Origin of the sequence: Methanobrevibacter smithii ATCC 35061 (genome assembly GCF_000016525.1) — an archaeon.
In the GTDB taxonomy this organism is placed as follows: domain Archaea; phylum Methanobacteriota; class Methanobacteria; order Methanobacteriales; family Methanobacteriaceae; genus Methanocatella; species Methanocatella smithii.
Map to the genome: position 1 here is coordinate 1,161,961 of NC_009515.1, position 23,605 is coordinate 1,185,565.

Annotated in this window: 9 protein-coding genes and 1 riboswitch; of the genes, 6 read left to right on the top strand and 3 right to left on the bottom strand. The window is 31.9% G+C overall.

Annotated features, from left to right (window positions below):
• Positions 1-22: 22 nt before the first annotated feature.
• The 5 genes from MSM_RS05965 to MSM_RS05985 all read left to right on the top strand — a co-directional run bounded on the left by MSM_RS05965 (position 23) and on the right by MSM_RS05985 (position 5,253).
• On the top strand, positions 23-829 hold the full coding sequence (locus tag MSM_RS05965; protein WP_011954338.1) for a CPBP family intramembrane glutamic endopeptidase: 807 nt from the start codon (positions 23-25) through the stop codon (positions 827-829).
• A gap of 118 nt (positions 830-947) precedes the next feature.
• Complete coding sequence (gene hisS / locus MSM_RS05970) at positions 948-2,243, top strand: histidine--tRNA ligase (protein WP_004032753.1); 1,296 nt, start codon at positions 948-950, stop codon at positions 2,241-2,243.
• A 3-nt stretch (positions 2,244-2,246) separates the two neighbouring features.
• Positions 2,247-2,645 (top strand): phosphoribosyl-AMP cyclohydrolase, encoded by a 399-nt coding sequence (gene hisI / locus MSM_RS05975; RefSeq protein ID WP_004032752.1) that lies wholly within the window; start codon positions 2,247-2,249, stop codon positions 2,643-2,645.
• A 1-nt stretch (position 2,646) separates the two neighbouring features.
• On the top strand, positions 2,647-4,497 hold the full coding sequence (locus MSM_RS05980; protein WP_011954339.1) for a PINc/VapC family ATPase: 1,851 nt from the start codon (positions 2,647-2,649) through the stop codon (positions 4,495-4,497).
• A gap of 9 nt (positions 4,498-4,506) precedes the next feature.
• On the top strand, positions 4,507-5,253 hold the full coding sequence (locus MSM_RS05985) for a sugar phosphate isomerase/epimerase family protein (RefSeq protein ID WP_004032750.1): 747 nt from the start codon (positions 4,507-4,509) through the stop codon (positions 5,251-5,253).
• On the opposite strand, the gene MSM_RS05990 is transcribed toward MSM_RS05985, so the two are convergent.
• Complete coding sequence (locus MSM_RS05990; protein ID WP_011954340.1) at positions 5,236-5,745, bottom strand: methylated-DNA--[protein]-cysteine S-methyltransferase; 510 nt, start codon at positions 5,743-5,745, stop codon at positions 5,236-5,238. The two genes, MSM_RS05985 and MSM_RS05990, sit on opposite strands and share 18 nt — an antisense overlap.
• A gap of 32 nt (positions 5,746-5,777) precedes the next feature.
• Positions 5,778-5,848: riboswitch (Fluoride riboswitch) on the top strand.
• 26 nt (positions 5,849-5,874) lie between these two features.
• Here MSM_RS05990 and MSM_RS05995 point away from each other — a divergent pair.
• Positions 5,875-7,008, top strand: coding sequence for a cation:proton antiporter (locus MSM_RS05995; RefSeq protein ID WP_011954341.1), 1,134 nt, complete (start codon positions 5,875-5,877; stop codon positions 7,006-7,008).
• A 23-nt stretch (positions 7,009-7,031) separates the two neighbouring features.
• Here MSM_RS05995 and MSM_RS06000 read toward each other — a convergent pair whose 3' ends face one another.
• Both MSM_RS06000 and MSM_RS06005 read right to left on the bottom strand, forming a co-directional pair.
• Positions 7,032-9,350, bottom strand: a complete 2,319-nt coding sequence (locus MSM_RS06000; protein ID WP_004032747.1) for a DEAD/DEAH box helicase — start codon at positions 9,348-9,350, stop codon at positions 7,032-7,034.
• Between the two features lie 140 nt (positions 9,351-9,490).
• On the bottom strand, positions 9,491-23,566 hold the full coding sequence (locus tag MSM_RS06005) for an Ig-like domain-containing protein (RefSeq protein WP_011954342.1): 14,076 nt from the start codon (positions 23,564-23,566) through the stop codon (positions 9,491-9,493).
• Positions 23,567-23,605 lie beyond the last annotated feature (39 nt).

The following is a 23,605-nucleotide window of genomic DNA, read 5'->3' on the forward strand; positions in this document are numbered from 1 at the left end:
TTCTTTTTACAGATAATTAATTATGGATTTTAATATCACTAATTTCAACGAAAGATTAAAATCAATAAAACTTAGAGAGTTGATAGTTGCAGGAATAGCAGCCATAATCCTTGGAGTAATTTTAAGTGAAATATTTCCAGCTATTTATGATTCTGATGATTTATACTTTGTTGTAATTACAATTTTAATATTAGTATTCTTCATTTATGCTCTGAAAGGCACATATGGATTAAAAACGAATATTCATTCTGTTTTTGAAACTGGAAATCAAAAAGAAATCATTTATGTATTTTTAATAAACATATTTTTTGCAATGGTTTTTCTTGCATTATTTTCCAGTTTAGACATTATGATTGGATTTCTAGACCCCAGCTGGGAAACAGGATTTGAATTTGACTATGTAAGCCTCACACCAATTGCATTTTTTATAGATGCACTTGGAACAATTATTCTTGCACCAATTGTTGAAGAGCTAGTTTTTAGAGGAGTGCTGCTTAATCGATTAAAACTGAGAATCGGAATTATTCCTGCTATTTTAGTTTCTTCATTCTTATTTGGAATTGGACATGAATTTGGAGGAATGATAAGTGCATTCCTATTTGGAATTTGTATGTGTATCCTCTATTTAAAAACAGACAACATTTTAATTCCGATAACAGTTCATTTCATTAATAATTTAGTTGTAACTCTCTTAGAATCAACACATATTGACACAATAATGTTAGAATTTCCTTGGATAATTCCAACATTAATTATATGTTTAATATCAAGTGTTTTGCTAATTTTATACATTTATAAAGGATTTAAGAAGGTAAAAACCCTTACTTAAATTCATACTTTATTTATTCAGTCCTCTTTTCTTAACCTGTTAACTGCCACTTATAAATATATTAAATAATAAAATCTATAATATTATGAAATTATTGATAAATTAATGGAGGGCAATCATGGAATTTACAAGACCTAGAGGAACTAGAGATTTTCTTTTTGATGAAATGAGAGAAAGAAAAAAAGCAGAATCCATATTACGCAATGTATTTGAAAATTATGCTTATCAGGAAATTAAAACACCTTTATTTGAAGAATTGAAATTATTTACAACAAAATCTGGAGAAGAAATTGTAGACCAATTATACAATTTCAAAGACAAATCTGATAGAGAATTAACTTTAAGACCAGAAATTACTGCTCCAGTAGCTAGATTATACTTAAATGAGCTTCAAAAAACTGCATCCAAACCTATCAAACTTTATTATTACGGAAGCTGTTTTAGATATGAAAGACCACAAAAAGGAAGATTTAGACAATTCTGGCAATTTGGCTGTGAATTAATTGGAGCTAAATCACCGCAAGGAGAAGCTGAAGTTATTGCAATGTGTTCAGAATCCATTGAAAAACTTGGAATCCCTGGTGCAGACGTTAATATAAATCATTTAGGAATCATTCGCGGATTATTCAAACATTTCAACATAGATACAGCCACCCAAAGAGAAGTTATGGTTGTTATTGATAAAGGAGATAAAGACCTTCTAAAAGAATCTTTAACCGGTGAAAACCCTATTATTGACAATGAAGAATTAAACCATGTTTTATTTAAATTAATTGATATGGTTGGAGACAAATCCATTATCAAAGACATTGAAGAACTAGTTGCACCATATCCTGAATCTCACGATGCTTTAAATGAGCTTGAAGAGCTTATTGATACACTAGCTAGTTTTAAAATGGAAAATTACACTTTAAACTTAGGTGTGGCAAGAGGACTTGACTATTATACAGGAATTGTATTTGAAGTTTATATCCCATCTCTTGGAGCTCAAAAGCAGGTTTGTGGAGGAGGAACTTACAGTTTAATTAAAATCTTTGGTGGCGAAGAAGTAGTTTCCACCGGTTTTGCATTTGGTTTTGACAGATTAATGAATGCAATTGAAGAATTGGCAACTCCAGAAGAACTTCCATGCCCTATTGACATCTATGTAGCTCCAATTTCTGATGATGTAAGACTTAAAGCTTATGAAATAACCCAAACTTTAAGATCTGCAGGAATAGCCTGTGATGTTGACTTAAACGGTAAAAAATTCAAGAAAATAATGAATCATGCAAATAAAATCAAAGTAAAACAAGTAGCCATCATTGGAGCTAAAGATTTAGAAAACAACCAGATTACCATTAAAAATATGGAAAGCGGAAACCAGGAATTAGTAGACCTTGATAATGTAGTGGAATATATTAAAGGTGTATAAACAATGGAAATTAATTTTAGACATGAAATAAATGGTCAAAAAGTCATTACTGCTATTGCCCAAGATTGGAAAACCGGGCAAATACTTATGGTAGCTAATATGAACAAAGATGCCCTTCAAAAAACAATTGAAACTGGAAAAGCTCATTATTGGAGCACTTCCCGTAATTCCCAATGGCTAAAAGGTGAAAGTTCAGGCCACACCCAGGAAGTTAAAGAAATACTTGTTGACTGTGATATGGATGCAGTTGTTTTAAAAGTCAAACAAAACGGAGCTGCATGTCATGAAGGCTACTTTTCATGTTTCTTTAGAAAACTAAACACTAAAAACATTGAAAACTTTAATGAAGAGGATCTTGAAACAATTTTAGAAAAAGTTTTCAATCCTGATGATGTGTATTAAAATGAAAACAATAATACCAGATACAAGTGCCGTAATAGAAGGAGCTATAAGTAAAATAATAGCTGAAGAAGATTTGGATTATCCTGAGATTATTGTTCCTGAAGCTGTTGTTTGTGAACTTGAACATCAAGCAAATGCCAACAGAAATGAAGGAATAAATGGTTTAAAAGAGCTTCAGAAATTACAGGAAGCCCAGGACAATGGTGAATTGGCCATTACATTTAAAGGAAAACGTCCAACCAATTACGACATCAAATATGCAAAAAGCGGAGAAATTGACAGTTTAATTAGAGATTTGGCCAGAAGCGAATTTGGAACATTAGTTACAAATGATAAAGTTCAGGCCGAAACTGCAAAAGCACAGGGAATATCTGTTTACTACTTTAAACAGGAATATAAACACAAAGAATTATCTATTGAAAAATTATTTGACGACGACACAATGTCAGTTCATTTAAAAGAAAATGTTGTTCCAATGGCTAAAAAAGGAAAACCTGGACATGTGGAATTTGTAAAAATTGGAGATAAACCTTACACATATTCAGATATTTTAGATATCTATAATGAAATCCTGGAAAAAAGCAGAAGCGACCCTAAAAGCTATCTGGAATCAGACAAAGACGGATCAACTGTTATTCAATCCAGAGAATACAGAATTTCAATGGCCAAACCACCATTTTCAGAAGCTTTTGAAATAACTGCCGTCAGACCAGTAGCTAATGTCAGTCTAGATGAATATAATATTTCCGAAAAGCTAATGGAAAGAATAAGCAAAAGTGCTGAAGGAATACTTATTTCAGGTTCTCCAGGAGCTGGAAAAAGTACATTTGTTCAGGCATTAGCTAAATATTATGCTGAAGATTTAAATAAAATTGTAAAAACAATGGAATCCCCAAGAGATTTGCAACTTCCAGCAGAAATTACGCAGTATGCTCCTTTAGAAGGAAGTATGGAAAATACTGCTGATGTTTTATTACTTGTCAGACCAGACTACACAATTTATGATGAACTTAGAAAAAACAGCGATTTTAACATATTTGCAGATATGAGAATGGCGGGAGTCGGAATGATTGGAGTAGTTCATGCTACAAGACCAATTGATGCCATACAAAGAATTTCATCAAGAGTGGAACTTGGAATAATTACTTCAGTAGTAGACACCAGCATTTACATTGAAGATGGAGATATTAAAGAAGTATTTGAAACAAAAATGACTGTTAAAGTTCCATCAGGTATGAAGGAAGCAGATTTAGCCAGACCAGTTATTGAAATTCGTGATTTTGAAACTGGAGAACTTAAAAATGAAATCTACACATACGGTGAGCAAACAATTGTAATGGACCTTGATTTAGTTAACAATTCTTCAAGCAATCCAACTACTGCCAAATCTGCCGTAGACAGGCTAGCCGAACAGCAAATCCTTAGAAAAATTAAAAGATTAATTCCTAAATCAAAAGTAGGGGTAGAAGTAATTTCTCCTGAAAGAGCCAATATTTACATCAATGAAAAATATATTCCAAAAATCATCGGTAAAAATGGAAAAAGAATAGCTGAGATTGAAAAGGATATTGGAATAAGCCTAGGTGTTGAAATTCTTGAAAACACTCCAGGACATCTGGCCCGCGGTGAAAAATTTGAAGTGGACATTATCCACACAAAAAAACAGCTAATTTTAGATTTGGGAAAAGTTAACGGTACACAAAACTTTGATATTTTTGTTGGAGGAGAATATTTACTTACAGCTACAACAAGCAGAAAAGGAGAAATTAAAATAAAAAGAGGCATCGAATTATCTGACATATTGCTCGATGCCATAGAAATGGGTTTAGATATAACTGCAGTTAAAAAATAGGTGAAATAAATGAAAATAGGTGCATCAACATTATCAGGATTTAAAGATGATATAGGAACAAATTTAGAATATTTTGAAGAATTAGGATTGGATTATGCAGAAATATTGCATCAATATCCAAATCAGGATTTAGATACCAGTATTTTTGAGAATTACAGTTTAAAATACAGTGTTCATTCCCCTATTATCAATTTAAATATTGCATCATTGACTGAAAACATCAGACAAGCTTCAATAGCTGAAATTAAAAAATCTATTGACCTTGCAAATGAAATTGATGCAGAAATTGTTGTTGTTCATCCAGGATCAATTCCTTTTTTAGGCAGAGACTTTAAAGATAAAATTTTTGAATTAAATAAACAGTCCATTGAAGAAATTGGAGAATATGGAAAAGAATTAGGTGTAAATGCAGCTATTGAAAATATGCCTACTTTTGAGGGATATATGTACTCAAATCCCTATGAACTAAACGAATTAGTTACTTCTCTAGATATGTCTATGACACTGGATATCGGTCATGCCAACCATGCAGGATATGGGCCGGAGGACATGTACTTTGATTCCATTAAACACATACATGCCCACGATAATAATGGTGATGATGACTCACACTATGCATTAGGTGATGGCTCTATTGATTTAAAAAGCATCATCTCTACTTTTGAAGATAAAAAGTATGATGGCACATATATCATAGAAGTAAATGAGAAGGATTGGGTTAAAAAAAGTTATAATTATTTAAAAAATAACTTTTAAATCCCTTATTTTTACACCTTCCAATTCTAATAATTTAACCTTATTTTCCAAACCTCCCGCATAACCAGTTAATTTACCATCAAAACCAACAACCCTATGGCAAGGAACGATAATTGAAATAGGATTATGGCCTACAGCACCACCAACTGCCTGAGAAGACATATCATAACTTATCTTTTTTGCAATATCTCCGTAGGTAACCACTTCACCATAGGCAATCCCTTCAAGTATTTTCCAAACTTTTAATCTAAAATCCGTTCCCTGAAGATTTAAATCTAAATTTTCAATTGAAGGGTTTTCTCCGTTAAAATAGCTATCTAACCATTTTTCAGTTTTTCTAAAAATAGCCAAATCATCATTTTTCTTTGTTTTATCTTTAAAATTTCCAAAAAAGTGTTTTTGACCTTCAATCCACAAACCAATCAGTTTATTGTTTTTACCAGCCAGTGTTAACTTTCCCAAAGGAGAATCATAGCAAGTCGTATAAATCATAATAAAAGTTTTAAATAATAAAATATTTAAAATAATAACTTGGTGATGGGGTTCACCAGAAACTTATTTTCAAACCGCAATTGCTGATAACTCCTATGTTATATAAAAAATACTTAGGAGGATAATTTAATGGCTGATGTATTTCCATTAATTTTAGGGATAATAATACTTCTAGCTAGTGTAATTTCTATTAAAACTGGAATTAGTGTAACAGTAGTTGAAATTGCAATAGGAGTAATAATAGGAAATCTAGGATTCTTCCACAGCGAATCTTGGATGATTTATATAGCTAGTTTTGGAGGAATATTGCTTACATTTCTAGCTGGAGTCGAAATTGATGTTGACTTAATGAAAGATAATTTTAAAGAAAGTTTTACAATAGGATTTTTATCATTTCTAATTCCTTTCGTAATCGTGTTTTTAGTAACTTATTACATTATAGGATGGGAATTAAATCCTGCACTATTAACAAGTACGGCATTATCTGAAACAAGTATTGCAGTTGTTTATTCCGTTTTAACTCAAAAAGGACTATTTAAATACAAAATCGGAAAATTAATAATGGTTGCAACATTTATAACAGACATATGTACTGCAATAGCTTTAAGTGTTTTATTTACAAAATTTGACATTTATACATTATTATTTTATGTAGTGTCTTTAGCAGTTCTTGTAATGGCTTATTATAAATCTGATTTATTTTTCGAAAATCCATTATTTAAAAATAAAATAGGAGAACTGGAAATAAAATATGTTTTTGTCTTACTTTTAGGATTTATATTCTTTGGAAGTCTTGGAGGCGGGCAAGCCATATTACCTGCATTTATACTAGGAGTAATACTTTCCGATCACTTTAAAAACACACAAAAAGGAGAAGTTAAAGCCAGATTCAAAACCGTTGCATTTGCTATTATAACTCCAATATTTTTCATAATTGGAGGAATGAAAGTTTCCATACCTTTAATATATAGCTGTTTTGGAATCTTTTTAACATTATTTGTATTACGTCAACTAAGCAAATACATTGGAGTTTATTATCCAAGTAAAATCTTTTTAAAACAAAACTATAACTATGTTACAATGATGATGAGTACCGGTTTAACATTTGGGCTTGTCGCTGCAGTATTCGGACTAAATAATGCATTAATCAATCAGACAGAATATAGTGTAATAACTGGAATACTTGTATTAAGTGCTATTTTACCTACATTTGTAGCTGAAAAATATTATACTCCAGTACATAGTGAAGATTTGGGAGATTGAAGGTTAAATTACCTTCAAGTTTCCTACAATAATTTTTTTTCTTTAATTTCATTTTGGAAATATAAATACTTGGAATCAACTACCTTACGAATATTGGCTGCTGTTTTTTTACCAATACCTTCAACTTCCTGAAGCTGACTCTCAGACGCGTTAATAATATTAGCTACTGTTCCAAAATGCTCCAATAAGTTTTTAGCATTAACAGGACCTATATTTGGAAGGGATTCTATTATAAACAGCTGCTGCTCCCACAAGTTAACAGGTTTTTTGTCTGTTCTTATTTGAATTGGTGTTTTTTCACCACTTTGCTCCCTAATAGCTATTCTTTTAATCATTGCTGCAGTGTCCTGAGCATTTCTTGTTGGTATAATACTAATTCCAAAGTCCAGAGCTATTGAAGCTATCGAACCTCTAATTGCATTCGGATTAATCATACCATTATACAAGTCATCTCCTTCAAGAATAATTAACGGACGTTTAAATTCCTCCATTAAAGATCTTGCCTGTTTAAATAGTCTTTTGTCAACAATTGAATCAACAAAGTCCTTAGCTGTTTTACGTTCTATAACAACTTCATCACTTACCTGATAATCACCAACAGCCATTGCCTGAACTTTAACATCAATTTCCATTTCAGATAAATGACGTATAACCTTTGAATTACCTTCACGAGTATCTGCAAAAACAACCGGAAGTTCTTCTTTTTTAGGAGTAGGATCTAAAACCTTTACCCTTTTTTCATTTTCCATTCTTTCAATAGCATTGGAATTTAACTCTTCCAATACATCAGGATCAATTAACTGATGTTTCATCCTGCGTTCCTTATTAACTGAAGCCCAATAATAACCTTCATCTCTGGTTCCATTTGTAATAAGAACTTTCACACGACCTGAACGTTTACGGCCAGTCCTTCCCCTTCTTTGGATCATTCTAACTTCAGACGGAACAGGTTCATAAAGAATAACCAAATCAACAGCAGGAATATCAATTCCTTCTTCAGCTACACTTGTTGAGAGAAGTACATCATATTCACCAATTTTAAAGGCTTTAATGATTTCTTTTTGTTCCTTTTGAGTTAATCCTTTTTCACCATCTCTTGAAGCCTGACCAAAGAACTTGGCGGATTTAATTCCTTCTTTTTCAAGTTTCTGATGAATCATTTCAAGTGAATCCCTATACTGAGTAAAAACCATTATTTTTGAGGATTTTTGGTCAGCATCTTTAACATATCTGTCAGACTGCAATTTAGTTTGACCGTTTTGTCCCAATTCTTTTTTAATAATGTCAGTTACCTTTTTAAGTTTAGGATGTTCCAAACCATGTTTTTCAGCCTCCCTTGCAAGATAAATAGCCTTACCAAAATTAGGATCCTGAATTAATGATTTGGCAGCTTTTGTTTTCTTCTTACGCAATCTTGCCACATATTTGTTAAATGTAACTACTCCTTGTGTTTCAATAAGTTCCTGAGAATGCTGTATATTAATAACCGCACTTAAAATAGAAATAGCTTGGAAACATTCCTTTTTAGGATTTACAGACCTTGCAATTGCACTTTGAACTCTTCCTCTTGCTTTTAATATATCCAATTTGTTAACGGAAACTGTTCTAATAACTCCCATATTTTTAAGGCCTTTAAGACGAATCTTAAGAGCTTTATCAACATGTGTTTTAATTTTTTCCAACTCAGAACTCATTTTAACCCTAACCCAATCTATTGCAACCGGATTAAAATAAGGTCTTACATCATTATCCTCTTCAGTTTTAACTACAATACTTTGAATATATAAATTATCACAAACTTCTTTTATTTTTTCCTTATCAGAACCTGGAGAAGCTGTCAGTCCTAAAATTAAGTTAAATTTGGATTCTTTAACATATCTTGAAGCCAAATATACGTAAGAATAAGAGCCAACACCGTGATGACATTCATCAAAAACAACTAAAGACACATCTTTTAGAGAATATCTTCCTTTTAATAAGTCAGATTCAACAGTTTGCGGAGTTGCACAGATTATTTGAGATTCTTCCCACCTTTTAACCCTTTCATCAGTTTTAACAGCACCAGTAATTGATGAACAAGGAACAGTCAAAAATTCTTTAAAAGTAGATTCATGCTGTATAGCTAATGGTTTACTTGGAGCCAATACCAATATTTTAGAGTTTTTAACTTTTTCCAATCTATCTGCCGCTACTAAAGTAGCTACTATAGTTTTACCTAATGCTGTAGGTGCAACAATCATTGTATTTCCTTTTTTTAAAACATCAGCAGCTAAAACCTGTTGATATAACCTGGCCTCGATAGCATTAGATTTTATTAAAGGGTGGTCAATATAATGTGCCATGATAGAACATAGTAATTAAATGTTTATAAATGTTTAATAAGAGCACATGAAAACTAATTATAAAAACAGCACGATTTAATTTTAAAGTAAAAAAACTTGTTAAAAAAAGAAAAAGAAGAGATTAATTAAAATCTCTTAAATTAAGATATTATTATGTTGTTTCCTGTTTGGAAATCGTTCCAAGAAGATGTAATGATGTATTTTCCACTCATTAACCTGATAGTTAATGAAGCAAAACCATTATCATCAGTTACTTTGTGATAGAATACGCCGTTTACATTAAATGATACGTTTTGATTAGCTAATGGATTACCTTGACCATCTAATGTCTGTGCAGTAAAGTTACTGCCATCTCCATAAGTCATATTAAGGTCACTAGTAACTAAAGTAGGTAAAACAGTTACAGTATTACCTAAGTCTAATCCTTCGTACATTGTTGTAATGACATATTCTCCAGGTCTTAAACTGATTCCTAAACTTATTACACCATTTTCATCAGTAGTTCTGGTGTAAAATACTCCATTGATGTTGAAGGTTACATTTTTATTTACTGCTAAACTTCCGTTTTTATCATAGATAGTTGCTTGGAACTTAGATGCATTCATGTAATACTTAGTTAAGTCATTTTGTACTATTAATGATTTTACAGTTATGTTAAATCCTTGTTGTTCACCAGTTACAGGGTTGTAAGCTGTTAAAATATATGTTCCAGGTCTTAACATAATACCTAAATCCGCTACACCATCATTGTTAGTAGTTTTAGTGTAGAAAACACCATTAATGTTAAATTTAACCTGAGTATTAGCTAATACTTTTCCATCACTGCCCATGAATTTAGCATAGAATCTTGTAGCATTTTGATACATTTTAACTAAATCATCAGCTATAATACTTGAATTAATAGTAACAGTAATATTTTTAGAGATTTTACTATAGAAAGCAGATCCGTTATAAGTTACGGTTACTGGATATACATTGGAATCTAAATTAAGACCCATGGAAGCAGTACCATTAGCATCAGTTGTTTTAGCATATATTACACCATTAATACTGAAGTATATAGTAGCATTGACTATTGGTTTACCTTGGAAATCTGTTAATTTGGCAATTAAACGAGTTCCATCATGGTAAAACATTTCAACATCACTAACATCCAAGTTTACATTTATATTTGGAATTACAGTTACGTTTCCTTTTTTAGTCATGGAATCATATTTAGCATCACCAGAGTAAACAGTAGTGATATTATAATCTCCAGCACTTAAACCAGAAACAATTACATTTGCAGTTCCGTCAATTACATTTGCAGTGTATTTTTTACCGTCAATTTCAACAGTAACTGTTCCGGTTGCATCTTTAGGTAAATCTACACCAATAGTGGAATTTACTCCCTCTTTAATTTCAGGAACAGAAATATCCATATTGTAATCAGATATTTTGGATACACTAAATTCAGCATCAGCAGTTGCTTCATTATAATTGTTATCTCCAGCGTATTTAACAGTTACAGTATAATCATCTGCTTTAAGGCCAGATATTGTTTTAACTGCTTTACCATTTTCAATAGCTGCAGTGTAATCTTCACCATTAACAGTAATAACTACTTCACCAGTAGCATCACTAGCTAATTTAACACTAATAACAGCATCTTCGCCAACTTTAATATTATTAACATTAACCACAACAGATGAATCTATTTTATTAACTTTGAAATCACCGTTTTCAGTAACAATATTGTAATTATCATCTCCTGCCCAAACAGCAGCAAATGCATAAGTACCAGCAGCTAATTTATCACCAGTAGCAATACCTTTACCGTCAGTAACTTTAACAGTGTATTCTTTACCATTAACAGTAACAATCACATTACCAGATAAAGGAGCACTGTTAACACCAGTTAAGGTAGCTTCAATAACAAATCCGTTACCATAATCCACATCAGCAATAACAACACCTAAAACAGGTTGTGCTTTAGCAACATTAACACCTTTAGCAATTTCAACAGCAGTGTATTTATCGTCACCAGCATATTTAACAACAACCACATGACTGCCAGCAGTTAAATCTTTAACAACTTGTGTTGCTTTACCATCATTAATACCTGCAGTGTAAGAAGTTCCATCAACAGTAATAATTACTTCACCAGTAGCATCATCAGGTAAAACCGCATCAACAGTTAAATCTCCACCAAATACAATGTCATTAACAGTTACATCCATAGTAGAATCAACTTTAGACACAGTAAAGCTGGAAGTAGCAACTGCAGCATTATAATTGTTATCACCAGAATATTTGGCAACTACATCATAATTGCCTGCTTTAAGATCAGATACAGATACAGTAGCCCTACCGTTAACAACATTCGCAGTATAATCTTTACCATTTACAGTAACAGTCAATTCACCAGTAGCATCACTAAATAATTTAACAGTAATAACAGCATCTTCACCAACATTGATATCTTTAACAGTTATACCAATAGCAGAATCTACTTTATAAACATTAAATTTACCGGAATCACTAACTTCATTATAATTATTGCTTCCTGCGAATCTAGCATTGAAGTTATAAGATCCAGCAGCTAATTTATCAGCATGGAAAGTACCTTTACCATTAACAATAGCTACAATGTAGTTTTTACCATTAACTGTTACAATTATATTAGTATCTAAAGGAGCATTGTTAACACCAGTTAAAACAGCATTAATAGTAAATACATTACCATAATCCACACTGTCGATAATAACATTTAAAGCTGGATTTGCTTTAGCAACATTAACACCTTTAGTAACTTCAGCAGCATTATAATTATCATCACCAGCATATTTAACCGCTACAGTGTAATCACCAGCTTCAAGACCGGATACAGTTACAGTAGCTTCACCATTTTCAATAGCTACATGGTAATCTACACCATTAACAGTAATAACTACTTCACCAGTAGCATCAACAGGTAAAACCGCATTAACAATTAAATCTTCACCAAATACAATATCCTCAACAGTTACATCCATTTCAGGAGTTATTTTAAGTACACTAAATTCAGCACTGCCAGTTGCTTCATTATAATTATTATCTCCAGTATATTTAACCGCTACAGTGTAATCACCAGCTTTAAGATCAGATACAGTTACACTAGCTACACCATTTTCAATAGCTGCAGTGTAATCTTCACCATTAACAGTAATAACTACTTCACCAGTAGCATCACTAGCTAATTTAACACTAATAACAGCATCTTCACCAACTTTAATATCACTAACAGCAACATCAATAGCAGAATCTATTTTATTAACTTTGAAATCACCGTTTTCAGTAACAATATTGTAATTATCATCTCCTGCCCAAACAGCAGCAAATGCATAAGTACCAGCAGCTAATTTATCACCAGTAGCAATACCTTTACCATCAGTAACTTTAACAGTGTATTCTTTACCAGCAACAGTAACAATCACATTACCAGATAAAGGAGCACCATTAACACCAGTTAAGGTAGCTTCAATAACAAATCCGTTACCATAATCCACATCAGCAATAACAACACCTAAAACAGGTTGTGCTTTAGCAACATTAACATTTTCAGCAACTTCAACACCAGTGTATTTATCATCACCGACATATTTAATAGCTACAATGTAATCACCAGCAGCTAAACCACTAATAGTTCCAGTAGCTTTACCATTTTCAATAGCTACATGATAATCTACACCATTAACAGTAATAACTACTTCACCAGTAGCATCACCAGGTAAAACCACATCAACAGTTAAATCTCCACCAAATACAATGTCATTAACAGTTACATCCATAGTAGAGTCAACTTTAGATACAGTAAAGCTGGAAGTAGCAACTGCAGCATTATAATTGTTATCACCAGAATATTTAACAGCTACATCATAAGTACCTGCTTTAAGATCAGCCACTTTTACATTAGCTACACCATTAACAACAGTTTCAGTATAATCTTTACCATTTACAGTAACAGTTACGCTACCAGTAGCATCACTAAGCAATTTAACACTAATAACAGCATCTTCACCAACATTGATATCTTTAACAGCAACATCAATAATTGAATCTACTTTAGCAACACTAAATTTACCAGAATCACCAACAGCATTGTAATTATCATTTCCTGCCCAAGCAGCAGTAAAGTCATAAGTACCAGCAGCTAATTTAACACCAACAGCAGTACCTTTACCATTAACGATATTTACAGAGTAATCTTTATTATTAACAGTAACAATCACATTACCATTTAAACCAATAGCATCAACACCAGTTAAAGCAACATTAATGTTAAATACTCCATCATAACCAACATCTGAAATAAGCACATTTAATGCAGGGTCTGCTTTAGATACAGTTAATAAAGCATTGCTTACACCAGGCAAGTATTTATCATTACCTGCAAATGCTGCAGATATAGTATAATCACCTGCATCCAATTCACGTAATGGAAGTTTTCCAAATCCGTTTTCAATATCTACAGGATAAACTTTACCATTTACATTAACAGTAACTATTGAACCGTCAATATCAGAAGGTAAAGTGATTATGACAAGTCCGTTTTCACCAAAAGTAATATCTTCAACATGTATATTTAAGTTAGCTAAAACTTTATCTACTTTAAAGACTGTTGAGTTTTCAGCAGCAACATAATGATTATCACCAGAATAACTTGCAGATACATCATAAGTACCATAAGCTAAATCTTGGAAGTAGAATTTAGCTTCACCATTGTAAATCGGCAATATATAATCAATACCATTTAAAGTTAAAGTTATAAGACCAGTTGCATCTTTAGGTCCGGTTACAGTAATTATTTCAAGATCTCCAACAGTAATATTCAATGCACCAACAGTTAAATCAGGAGTTGCTTTTGATACATTTAAGATACCTGTGTTAATATGAACTTCAGGTCCATCATAAACAATACTAACTGTTTTATTAATAACATCATTTATTTTGTAAGTTGCAACATAAGAACCATTTAACAAGCTATTTGCTTTACAAACAACAACATCCTCACCATTATAAACTGAAAATGATAAGTCCTGATTAGCTACAAGAACACCATCAACTGTAATAATAGCATGTAAAGTTACAACATCACCGTAACAAACATTTACAGTTTTATTATCTAAAACAGTTATAATTACTCCACCATCACTTGAAATAGTTTCTATACCAGCCAAATTAATAATTGGAGCTTTATTTTCAGTGTAATTACTATAATTATTACCATTAATACTCAATAAGCCATTTATATTGCTGTAAATAATATCAGCTTTTTGTGCTTTATTATTATCAAAGTCTGAATCACTAATTCTTAAATCACCATTACTATAAATAGCACCACCATCAACACCAGCAGTGTTGTTTATAAAGTTAGTAGCATAAACAGTAGCAGTTATTTTAGTATATGCAGGTTCAAATCCAATAGCTCCCGCTTTAACAGTAGCTGTGTTGTTTATAAAGTTAGAATTGCTAATATCAACGGTTCCTTCATTAATCCAAGCTGCTCCACCATATTGAGCTTTGTTATTAGTAAAGTTGGAATTTATAATGGTACCTGAAATAGGTATATTACCCTGAGTTACTACAAGAGCTCCACCATTGTTATTATTAGGAGTCATATTACCTTTACCAAATGCTAAATTATTATCAAATACAGAGTTGGAAATAGAGTAATTAGATCCCCATACAAACATTGCTCCACCATATAAAGCAGAGTTATTAACAAATTTAGTTCCATCTATGTCGATGAAATTTGTAGCACTACTAGATTCTCCACCCATTACAGATAAAGCTCCACCCCAACGGCCAGAGTTATTAACAAAATAGGAATCAGAAATAGTAGCATCACCAATAGTAGCTACAGCACCAACTAATAAATTACCGTTTTTATAATTTTTAATGTTGTTTGTAAAGTTAGATTTTGAAATATCCAATTTACCATTTTTCCAGTTGTAAATAGCTGCTCCACCATGATCAACATTATCCATAGCACGGATGTTACGAACAAGGATATCGTTTCCATCAAATGCAGAGTTAGTAACTTGTAAATCATCCCAGTTAAAGATAGCTCCACCATAATAATTAGCAGCATTATCTTCAAATGCAGAATTATCAACTACTAATTTACCATTATTAATTATAGCTCCACCTATTGAAGTTGCAGTATTATTAACAAAAGTAGAATTACCTACAACAGAGTTATCACCCTCATTATAAACTGCACCAGCATCTTCTGCAGTGTTATTAGCAAAAGTAGAATTACCTACAACAAAACCAATACCATAATTATAAATGGCACCACCTTTACTTGTAGCAGTGTTATTAGCAAAAGTAGAATTACCTACAACAAAACCACGGCCACCATTCAGGATTGCACCAGCACCGTCTGCAGCACTATTATTCACAAAAGTAGAATTACCTACAACAAAACCAATACCATAATTAAAGATTACTCCACCATTACTTGTAGCAGTGTTATTAGCAAAAGTAGAATTACCTACAACAAAGCAATCAGCAGAGTTATAAATTGCACCACCAATCTTAGCAGTGTTATTAGTAAAAGTAGAATCATCTAAAACTAAACCATAAGCATCGTTCATGATTGCTCCACCATATTTTGCAGTATTATTAACAAAATTAACATGCACTAAATCTAAATTACCAAAGTTATAAATAGCTCCACCATTATCAGCTTTACCATTAGTTAAAGTAACATTAGTTAAAGTAACAGCAAATCCTCCATCAATCTCGAAAATTCTTCCTAAATTCTTAGCATCAATAGTATGACCTTTACCATCAATTCTAATATTTTTATTAATAATTACACCATTTACAAAATTAGCAGCTTCATCATCAGTCATTACAACATTTTGATTAAGAGTTAAAGTACCAGTAACAAGACCAATAGCATTTTGTAAATCAGTAAAATTCTCAATACCTAAATCAAGGTTGCCTCCAAATCCAACATAATTAAATATGGCATCAGGAGTATTGTTAACAAATTCAGTATTTCTAACAGTTAAATCTTTCACATTAACTATAGCACCACCATAGGATGCACTATTGTTAATGAATTTAGAACCGGAAATTGAAACTTCAGGATTACCCTTAACAGTACTAATATCAATAGCTCCACCTTCAACATCAGCAGAGTTATTAACAAATTCTGAATCTGTAATTTTAATGTTACCTTCACAAATATCAATAGCTCCACCATATTGAGCTTTATTATTAGTAAAGTTAGAACCAGTAATAATTCCAGCAATAGCTTTATTAGTATCAGTTACTACAATAGCTGCTCCATTGTTATTATTTGGAGTCATATTACCTTTACCAAATGCAGTATTCTTATCAAATACACAATCAGACACAGTAAAGTCAGATCCCCATACAAAAATACCTGCACCATATAATCCACCATTCTCTTTAAAAGTAGAACCAGATACAGTTAAAGTATTTACATCATCACCAGCAATCAAAGCACCAGAAGTAGTAATAGCTCCACCCCAACGGCCAGCATTATTAACAAAGTAAGAATCGGAAATTGTAGCATCACCAATAGTAGCTACAGCACCTACTAAACGGTCACCATTCTTATAATTCTTAATATTATTAGTGAAATTAGAACCAGATACAGTTAAAATACCGTCATACCAGTTATAAATCGCTGCACCACCATAATCAACACTAGCAGAACCACGATTAACAATATCATTAGAATCAAATACAGAATCAGAAACAACCAATTCACCATTGTTAAATACAGCACCACCATAACCATCAGCAGCATTATCACTTAATTTAACATCACTTAAAGTTAAAGAACCATCATTATAAATAGCTCCACCCTTATCAGCTTTACCATTAATCAAAGTAGCATTAGTTAAAGTAACAGCAAATCCTTCACCAATACTGAAAATCCTACCTAAATTCTTAGCATCAATAGTATGGCCTTTACCATCAATAACAATATCCTTATTAATAGCAACACCACCTACAAATCCAGCAGCTTCATCATCAGTCATTGCAATATCAGAATCAAGAGTTAAAATACCATCAACAAGATCAATAGCATTTTGCAAATCAGTGAATGTTTCAATACCTAAATGTAATTCTTTAGAGTTATGAATAGCTTGTGGAGTATTATTAACAAATTTAGAATCTTTAACAGTAACTACAGGATTATTTATTGCAGAATCAATATCAATAGCTCCACCTTCAACATCAGCAGAGTTATTTTCAAATAATGAATCAGAAATTGCAATATTACCCTCACAAATATAGATAGCTCCACCATATTGAGCTTTATTATTAGTAAAGTTAGAACCAGTTATAGCTCCAGTAATATCTTTACCAGTATCAGTTACTACAATAGCTGCTCCATTGTTATTATTTGGAGTCATATTACCTTTACCAAATGCAGTATTCTTATCAAATACACAATCAGACACAGTAAAGTCAGAGCCAGCTACAAAAATACCTGCACCATATAATCCACCATTTTCTTTAAAAGTAGAACCAGATACAGTTAAAGTATTTACATCATCACCAGCAATCAAATAACCTGAAGCTGAGATAGCTCCACCCCAACGGCCAGAGTTATTAACAAAGTAAGAATCAGAAATTGTAGCATCACCAATAGTAGCTACAGCACCAACTAAACGGTCACCATTCTTATAATTCTTAATATTATTAGTGAAATTAGAACCAGATACAGTTAAAATACCGTCATACCAGTTATAAATCGCTGCACCACCATAATCAACACTAGCAGAACCACGATTAACAATATCATTAGAATCAAATACAGAATTACCGACAACTAAATGACCATTGTTGAATACAGCACCACCATAACTATCAGCAGCATTATCACTTAATTTAACATCACTTAAAGTTAAAGAACCATCATTATAAATAGCCCCACCCTTATCAGCTTTACCATTAATCAAAGTAGCATTAGTTAAAGTAACAGCAAATCCTTCACCAATACTGAAAATCCTACCTAAATTCTTAGCATCAATAGTATGGCCTTTACCATCAATAACAATATCCTTATTAATAGCAACACCACCTACAAATCCAGCAGCTTCATCATCAGTCATTGCAATATCAGAATCAAGAGTTAAAATACCATCAACAAGATCAATAGCATTTTGCAAATCAGTGAATGTTTCAATACCTAAATGTAATTCTTTAGAGTTATGAATAGCTTGTGGAGTATTATTAACAAATTTAGAATTTTCAACAGTTAAATCATTTACATTACATATAGCTCCACCTATTTTAGCAGCAGAGTTATTAATGAAGTTTGAATTTGTAATCTTTGAATCAACATTTGTAAAAATAGCTCCAGCAACAGGTGCTTTATTACCTACAAATGAAGAATTATTTATGGATACAACTAAATCTTTAACACTTGCATGAGAAAAGCCAACAGCTCCACCTTCAGCAGTAGCTATGTTATTTTCAAATACAGAATCAGTAATAGTTACAAATCCTTTATTGAAGTAAGCAGCACCACCATATTGAGCTTTATTATTAGTAAATTTAGAACCGGAAATAGTACCAGTGATTGGTTCATTGAATCTACTTACTTGAGATACAACAAGAGCACCACCATTATTATTATTTGGAGTCATATTACCTTTACCAAATGCAGTATTGTTATCAAATACACAATCAGCTATATTGTAATTAGATCCCCATATGTAAACAGCACCCGCATATAAAGCAGAATTATCTTTAAATATAGTATTAGATACTGTTAAAGTACTTGAATTTTTCCTTAATTCAGCACCAGTAGCTGAAATAGCTCCACCCCAACGGCCAGAGTTATTAACAAAGTTAGAACCACTAACAGTAGCATTACCAATAGTAGTAATAGCACCAACTAAATTATCCCCATTCTTATAATTCTTAATATTATTAGTAAAATTAGAATTAGTTACTTTTAATGTGCCCTCTTTCCAATTATAAATCGCTGCACCACCATAATCAACACTAGCAGAACCACGATTAACAATATCATTAGAATCAAATACAGAATCAGAAACAACCAATTCACCATTATTGAATACAGCACCACCATAACTATCAGCAGCATTATCACTTAATTTAACATCACTTAAAGTTAAAGAACCATCATTATAAATAGCCCCACCCTTATCAGCTTTACCATTAATCAAAGTAGCATTAGTTAAAGTAACAGCAAATCCTTCACCAATACTGAAAATCCTACCTAAATTCTTAGCATCAATAGTATGGCCTTTACCATCAATAACAATATCCTTATTAATAGCAACACCACCTACAAATCCAGCAGCTTCATCATCAGTCATTGCAATATCAGAATCAAGAGTTAAAATACCATCAACAAGATCAATAGCATTTTGCAAATCAGTGAATGTTTCAATACCTAAATGTAATTCTTTAGAGTTATGAATAGCTTGTGGAGTATTATTAACAAATTTAGAATTTTCAACAGTTAAATCATTTACATTACATATAGCTCCACCTATTTTAGCAGCAGAGTTATTAATGAAGTTTGAATTTGTAATCTTTGAATCAACATTTGTAAAAATAGCTCCAGCAACAGGTGCTTTATTACCTACAAATGAAGAATTATTTATGGATACAACTAAATCTTTAACACTTGCATGAGAAAAGCCAACAGCTCCACCTTCAGCAGTAGCTATGTTATTTTCAAATACAGAATCAGTAATAGTTACAAATCCTTTATTGAAGTAAGCAGCACCACCATATTGAGCTTTATTATTAGTAAATTTAGAACCGGAAATAGTACCAGTGATTGGTTCATTGAATCTACTTACTTGAGATACAACAAGAGCACCACCATTATTATTATTTGGAGTCATATTACCTTTACCAAATGCAGTATTGTTATCAAATACACAATCAGCTATATTGTAATTAGATCCCCATATGTAAACAGCACCCGCATATAAAGCAGAATTATCTTTAAATATAGTATTAGATACTGTTAAAGTACTTGAATTTTTCCTTAATTCAGCACCAGTAGCTGAAATAGCTCCACCCCAACGGCCAGAGTTATTAACAAAGTTAGAACCACTAACAGTAGCATTACCAATAGTAGTAATAGCACCAACTAAATTATCCCCATTCTTATAATTCTTAATATTATTAGTAAAATTAGAATTAGTTACTTTTAATGTGCCCTCTTTCCAATTATAAATCGCTGCACCACCATAATCAACACTAGCAGAACCACGATTAACAATATCATTAGAATCAAATACAGAATCAGAAACAACCAATTCACCATTGTTGAATACAGCACCACCATAACTATCAGCAGCATTATCACTTAATTTAACATCACTTAAAGTTAAAGAACCATCATTATAAATAGCCCCACCCTTATCAGCTTTACCATTAATCAAAGTAGCATTAGTTAAAGTAACAGCAAATCCTTCACCAATACTGAAAATCCTACCTAAATTCTTAGCATCAATAGTATGGCCTTTACCATCAATAACAATATCCTTATTAATAGCAACACCACCTACAAATCCAGCAGCTTCATCATCAGTCATTGCAATATCAGAATCAAGAGTTAAAATACCATCAACAAGATCAATAGCATTTTGCAAATCAGTGAATGTTTCAATACCTAAATGTAATTCTTTAGAGTTATGAATAGCTTGTGGAGTATTATTAACAAATTTAGAATTTTCAACAGTTAAATCATTTACATTACATATAGCTCCACCTATTTTAGCAGCAGAGTTATTAATGAAGTTTGAATTTGTAATCTTTGAATCAACATTTGTAAAAATAGCTCCAGCAACAGGTGCTTTATTACCTACAAATGAAGAATTATTTATGGATACAACTAAATCTTTAACACTTGCATGAGAAAAGCCAACAGCTCCACCTTCAGCAGTAGCTATGTTATTTTCAAATACAGAATCAGTAATAGTTACAAATCCTTTATTGAAGTAAGCAGCACCACCATATTGAGCTTTATTATTAGTAAATTTAGAACCGGAAATAGTACCAGTGATTGGTTCATTGAATCTACTTACTTGAGATACAACAAGAGCACCACCATTATTATTATTTGGAGTCATATTACCTTTACCAAATGCAGTATTGTTATCAAATACACAATCAGCTATATTGTAATTAGATCCCCATATGTAAACAGCACCCGCATATAAAGCAGAATTATCTTTAAATATAGTATTAGATACTGTTAAAGTACTTGAATTTTTCCTTAATTCAGCACCAGTAGCTGAAATAGCTCCACCCCAACGGCCAGAGTTATTAACAAAGTTAGAACCACTAACAGTAGCATTACCAATAGTAGTAATAGCACCAACTAAATTATCCCCATTCTTATAATTCTTAATATTATTAGTAAAATTAGAATTAGTTACTTTTAATGTGCCCTCTTTCCAATTATAAATCGCTGCACCACCATAATCAACACTAGCAGAACCACGATTAACAATATCATTAGAATCAAATACAGAATCAGAAACAACCAATTCACCATTATTGAATACAGCACCACCCATAGTAGCAGCAGTATTGTTTATAAAATTAGTGTTATATGCATATACAGAACCAGTGTTATATATTGCACCACCTATATCTGCATTACCATTAATTAAATTAGCATTATATATATTTAATTTATCAGCTGTTGAGGTAACATTAAATATTCTACCTAAATTATTAGCATTAATAGTAAAACCATCACATTTAAGATTAACAAGATGGTCTACAACAATACCATTTACAAACTTATCAGCTTCACTAGCCAACATAGTTACATTAGAACTTAAATAGATATCACCTTCAACCATGTTTATAGCTTTTTGCAAATCAGTAAAGGTTTTAATTTCACCCATATTTAAAGTACCCCTATAATAGCTGTAAATCCTATTATTAGTAAATGTTGAATCAGCATCAATAGTTAATGTATATTCATTATAAATAGCACTGCCTTCTTTTGCAGAGTTATTGGTAAATATGGAATTTTTAATATCCAAAATAGCATTACCTGTTGTTCCACCTTCATATACAGCACCACCCTGATTGGATGCAGTATTGTTTATAAAAGTACAGCTGTCAACACTGGCACTGGAAACACCATTATTATCATCTCCTAATTCATAAGCAGCACCATTATCTGCAGTATTGTTTATAAAATTACAATCAGATATTGTACCTTCACAGCCATACCATGTAAGAAGAGCACCGACATTAGGATTTCCACTTCCATAACCAACACCTTTATTGTTGGTGAAATTGGTTCCGGATATTTTGAAAGTAGAACCTATGACATTTACAGCTGCCCCTTGGAATGCTCTATTTGAATCAAATACTGAATTTTCAATGATAATCTGATTTTTACCAGCATTAGTGTAACCTAAAGAAGTTACAGCTCCACCATAACATCCACTGTTATTTCTAAAGTAAGATTTTGAAATTTTAGTATATCCTGTTACGACTACTACACCAGCTACAAGATCTCCAACATTATTGTCACGAATAACCATATTTTTATGGTTATTGATTATTTGTGAATTAGAAATTAATAATGAAGCACCATTATCTGCATAGATAGCTGCACCACCATTGCCAATATTTTGACTTCTGAATTGCACATCATTTCCATCAAAAACAGAACTGTCTACAATACAAGTTCCAGTAGTGTAAATTGCACCACCATATTTATAGACAGTATTGTTTTTGAAATTCACATTATTTACTATTAAAGTAGAACCATCAAAGTAAACAGCCCCACCATTACTTACAATTCCTGAACTATCAGAAACAGGATTTGCATTAATCAAAGTCAAATCATTTAATGTTAATGTAACAGAAGAATCTTTTACTACAAAAATACTTCCATGACCATTAGCATCAATTGTATGACCATTTCCGTTAATTATAGTATTCTTTGTAATAGAAATACCATAATTATCTATTTCATCATCTCCATGTTTGACATCATAAGTAAGCTCAAATACATTTTGAGAATTATCAATGTCTGTTTGTAAAGATGTGAAATCTTTTTGAATTTCATTTGGCGTTTGGTAAGTATCATCAGCATTAATAGATACGTCTTCAGCAGAAACTGCAGACATACTTAAAAGTACTAATAAAAGAACTAACACACCAATATTCTTTTTTAGACTCATGATATTATTCTCCTTTTTTAAAATTATAATTTAAAGAGT

What these genes read in the sequence shown, in the direction of transcription:
- MSM_RS05995 (WP_011954341.1), top strand. Translation starts at nt 5,875, where the DNA reads ATGGCTGATGTATTTCCATTAATTTTAGGGATAATAATACTTCTAGCT.
- MSM_RS06000 (WP_004032747.1), bottom strand. Translation starts at nt 9,350, where the DNA reads ATGGCACATTATATTGACCACCCTTTAATAAAATCTAATGCTATCGAG.
- MSM_RS05985 (WP_004032750.1), top strand. Translation starts at nt 4,507, where the DNA reads ATGAAAATAGGTGCATCAACATTATCAGGATTTAAAGATGATATAGGA.
- hisS (WP_004032753.1), top strand. Translation starts at nt 948, where the DNA reads ATGGAATTTACAAGACCTAGAGGAACTAGAGATTTTCTTTTTGATGAA.
- hisI (WP_004032752.1), top strand. Translation starts at nt 2,247, where the DNA reads ATGGAAATTAATTTTAGACATGAAATAAATGGTCAAAAAGTCATTACT.
- MSM_RS05990 (WP_011954340.1), bottom strand. Translation starts at nt 5,745, where the DNA reads ATGATTTATACGACTTGCTATGATTCTCCTTTGGGAAAGTTAACACTG.
- MSM_RS05965 (WP_011954338.1), top strand. Translation starts at nt 23, where the DNA reads ATGGATTTTAATATCACTAATTTCAACGAAAGATTAAAATCAATAAAA.
- MSM_RS06005 (WP_011954342.1), bottom strand. Translation starts at nt 23,566, where the DNA reads ATGAGTCTAAAAAAGAATATTGGTGTGTTAGTTCTTTTATTAGTACTT.
- MSM_RS05980 (WP_011954339.1), top strand. Translation starts at nt 2,647, where the DNA reads ATGAAAACAATAATACCAGATACAAGTGCCGTAATAGAAGGAGCTATA.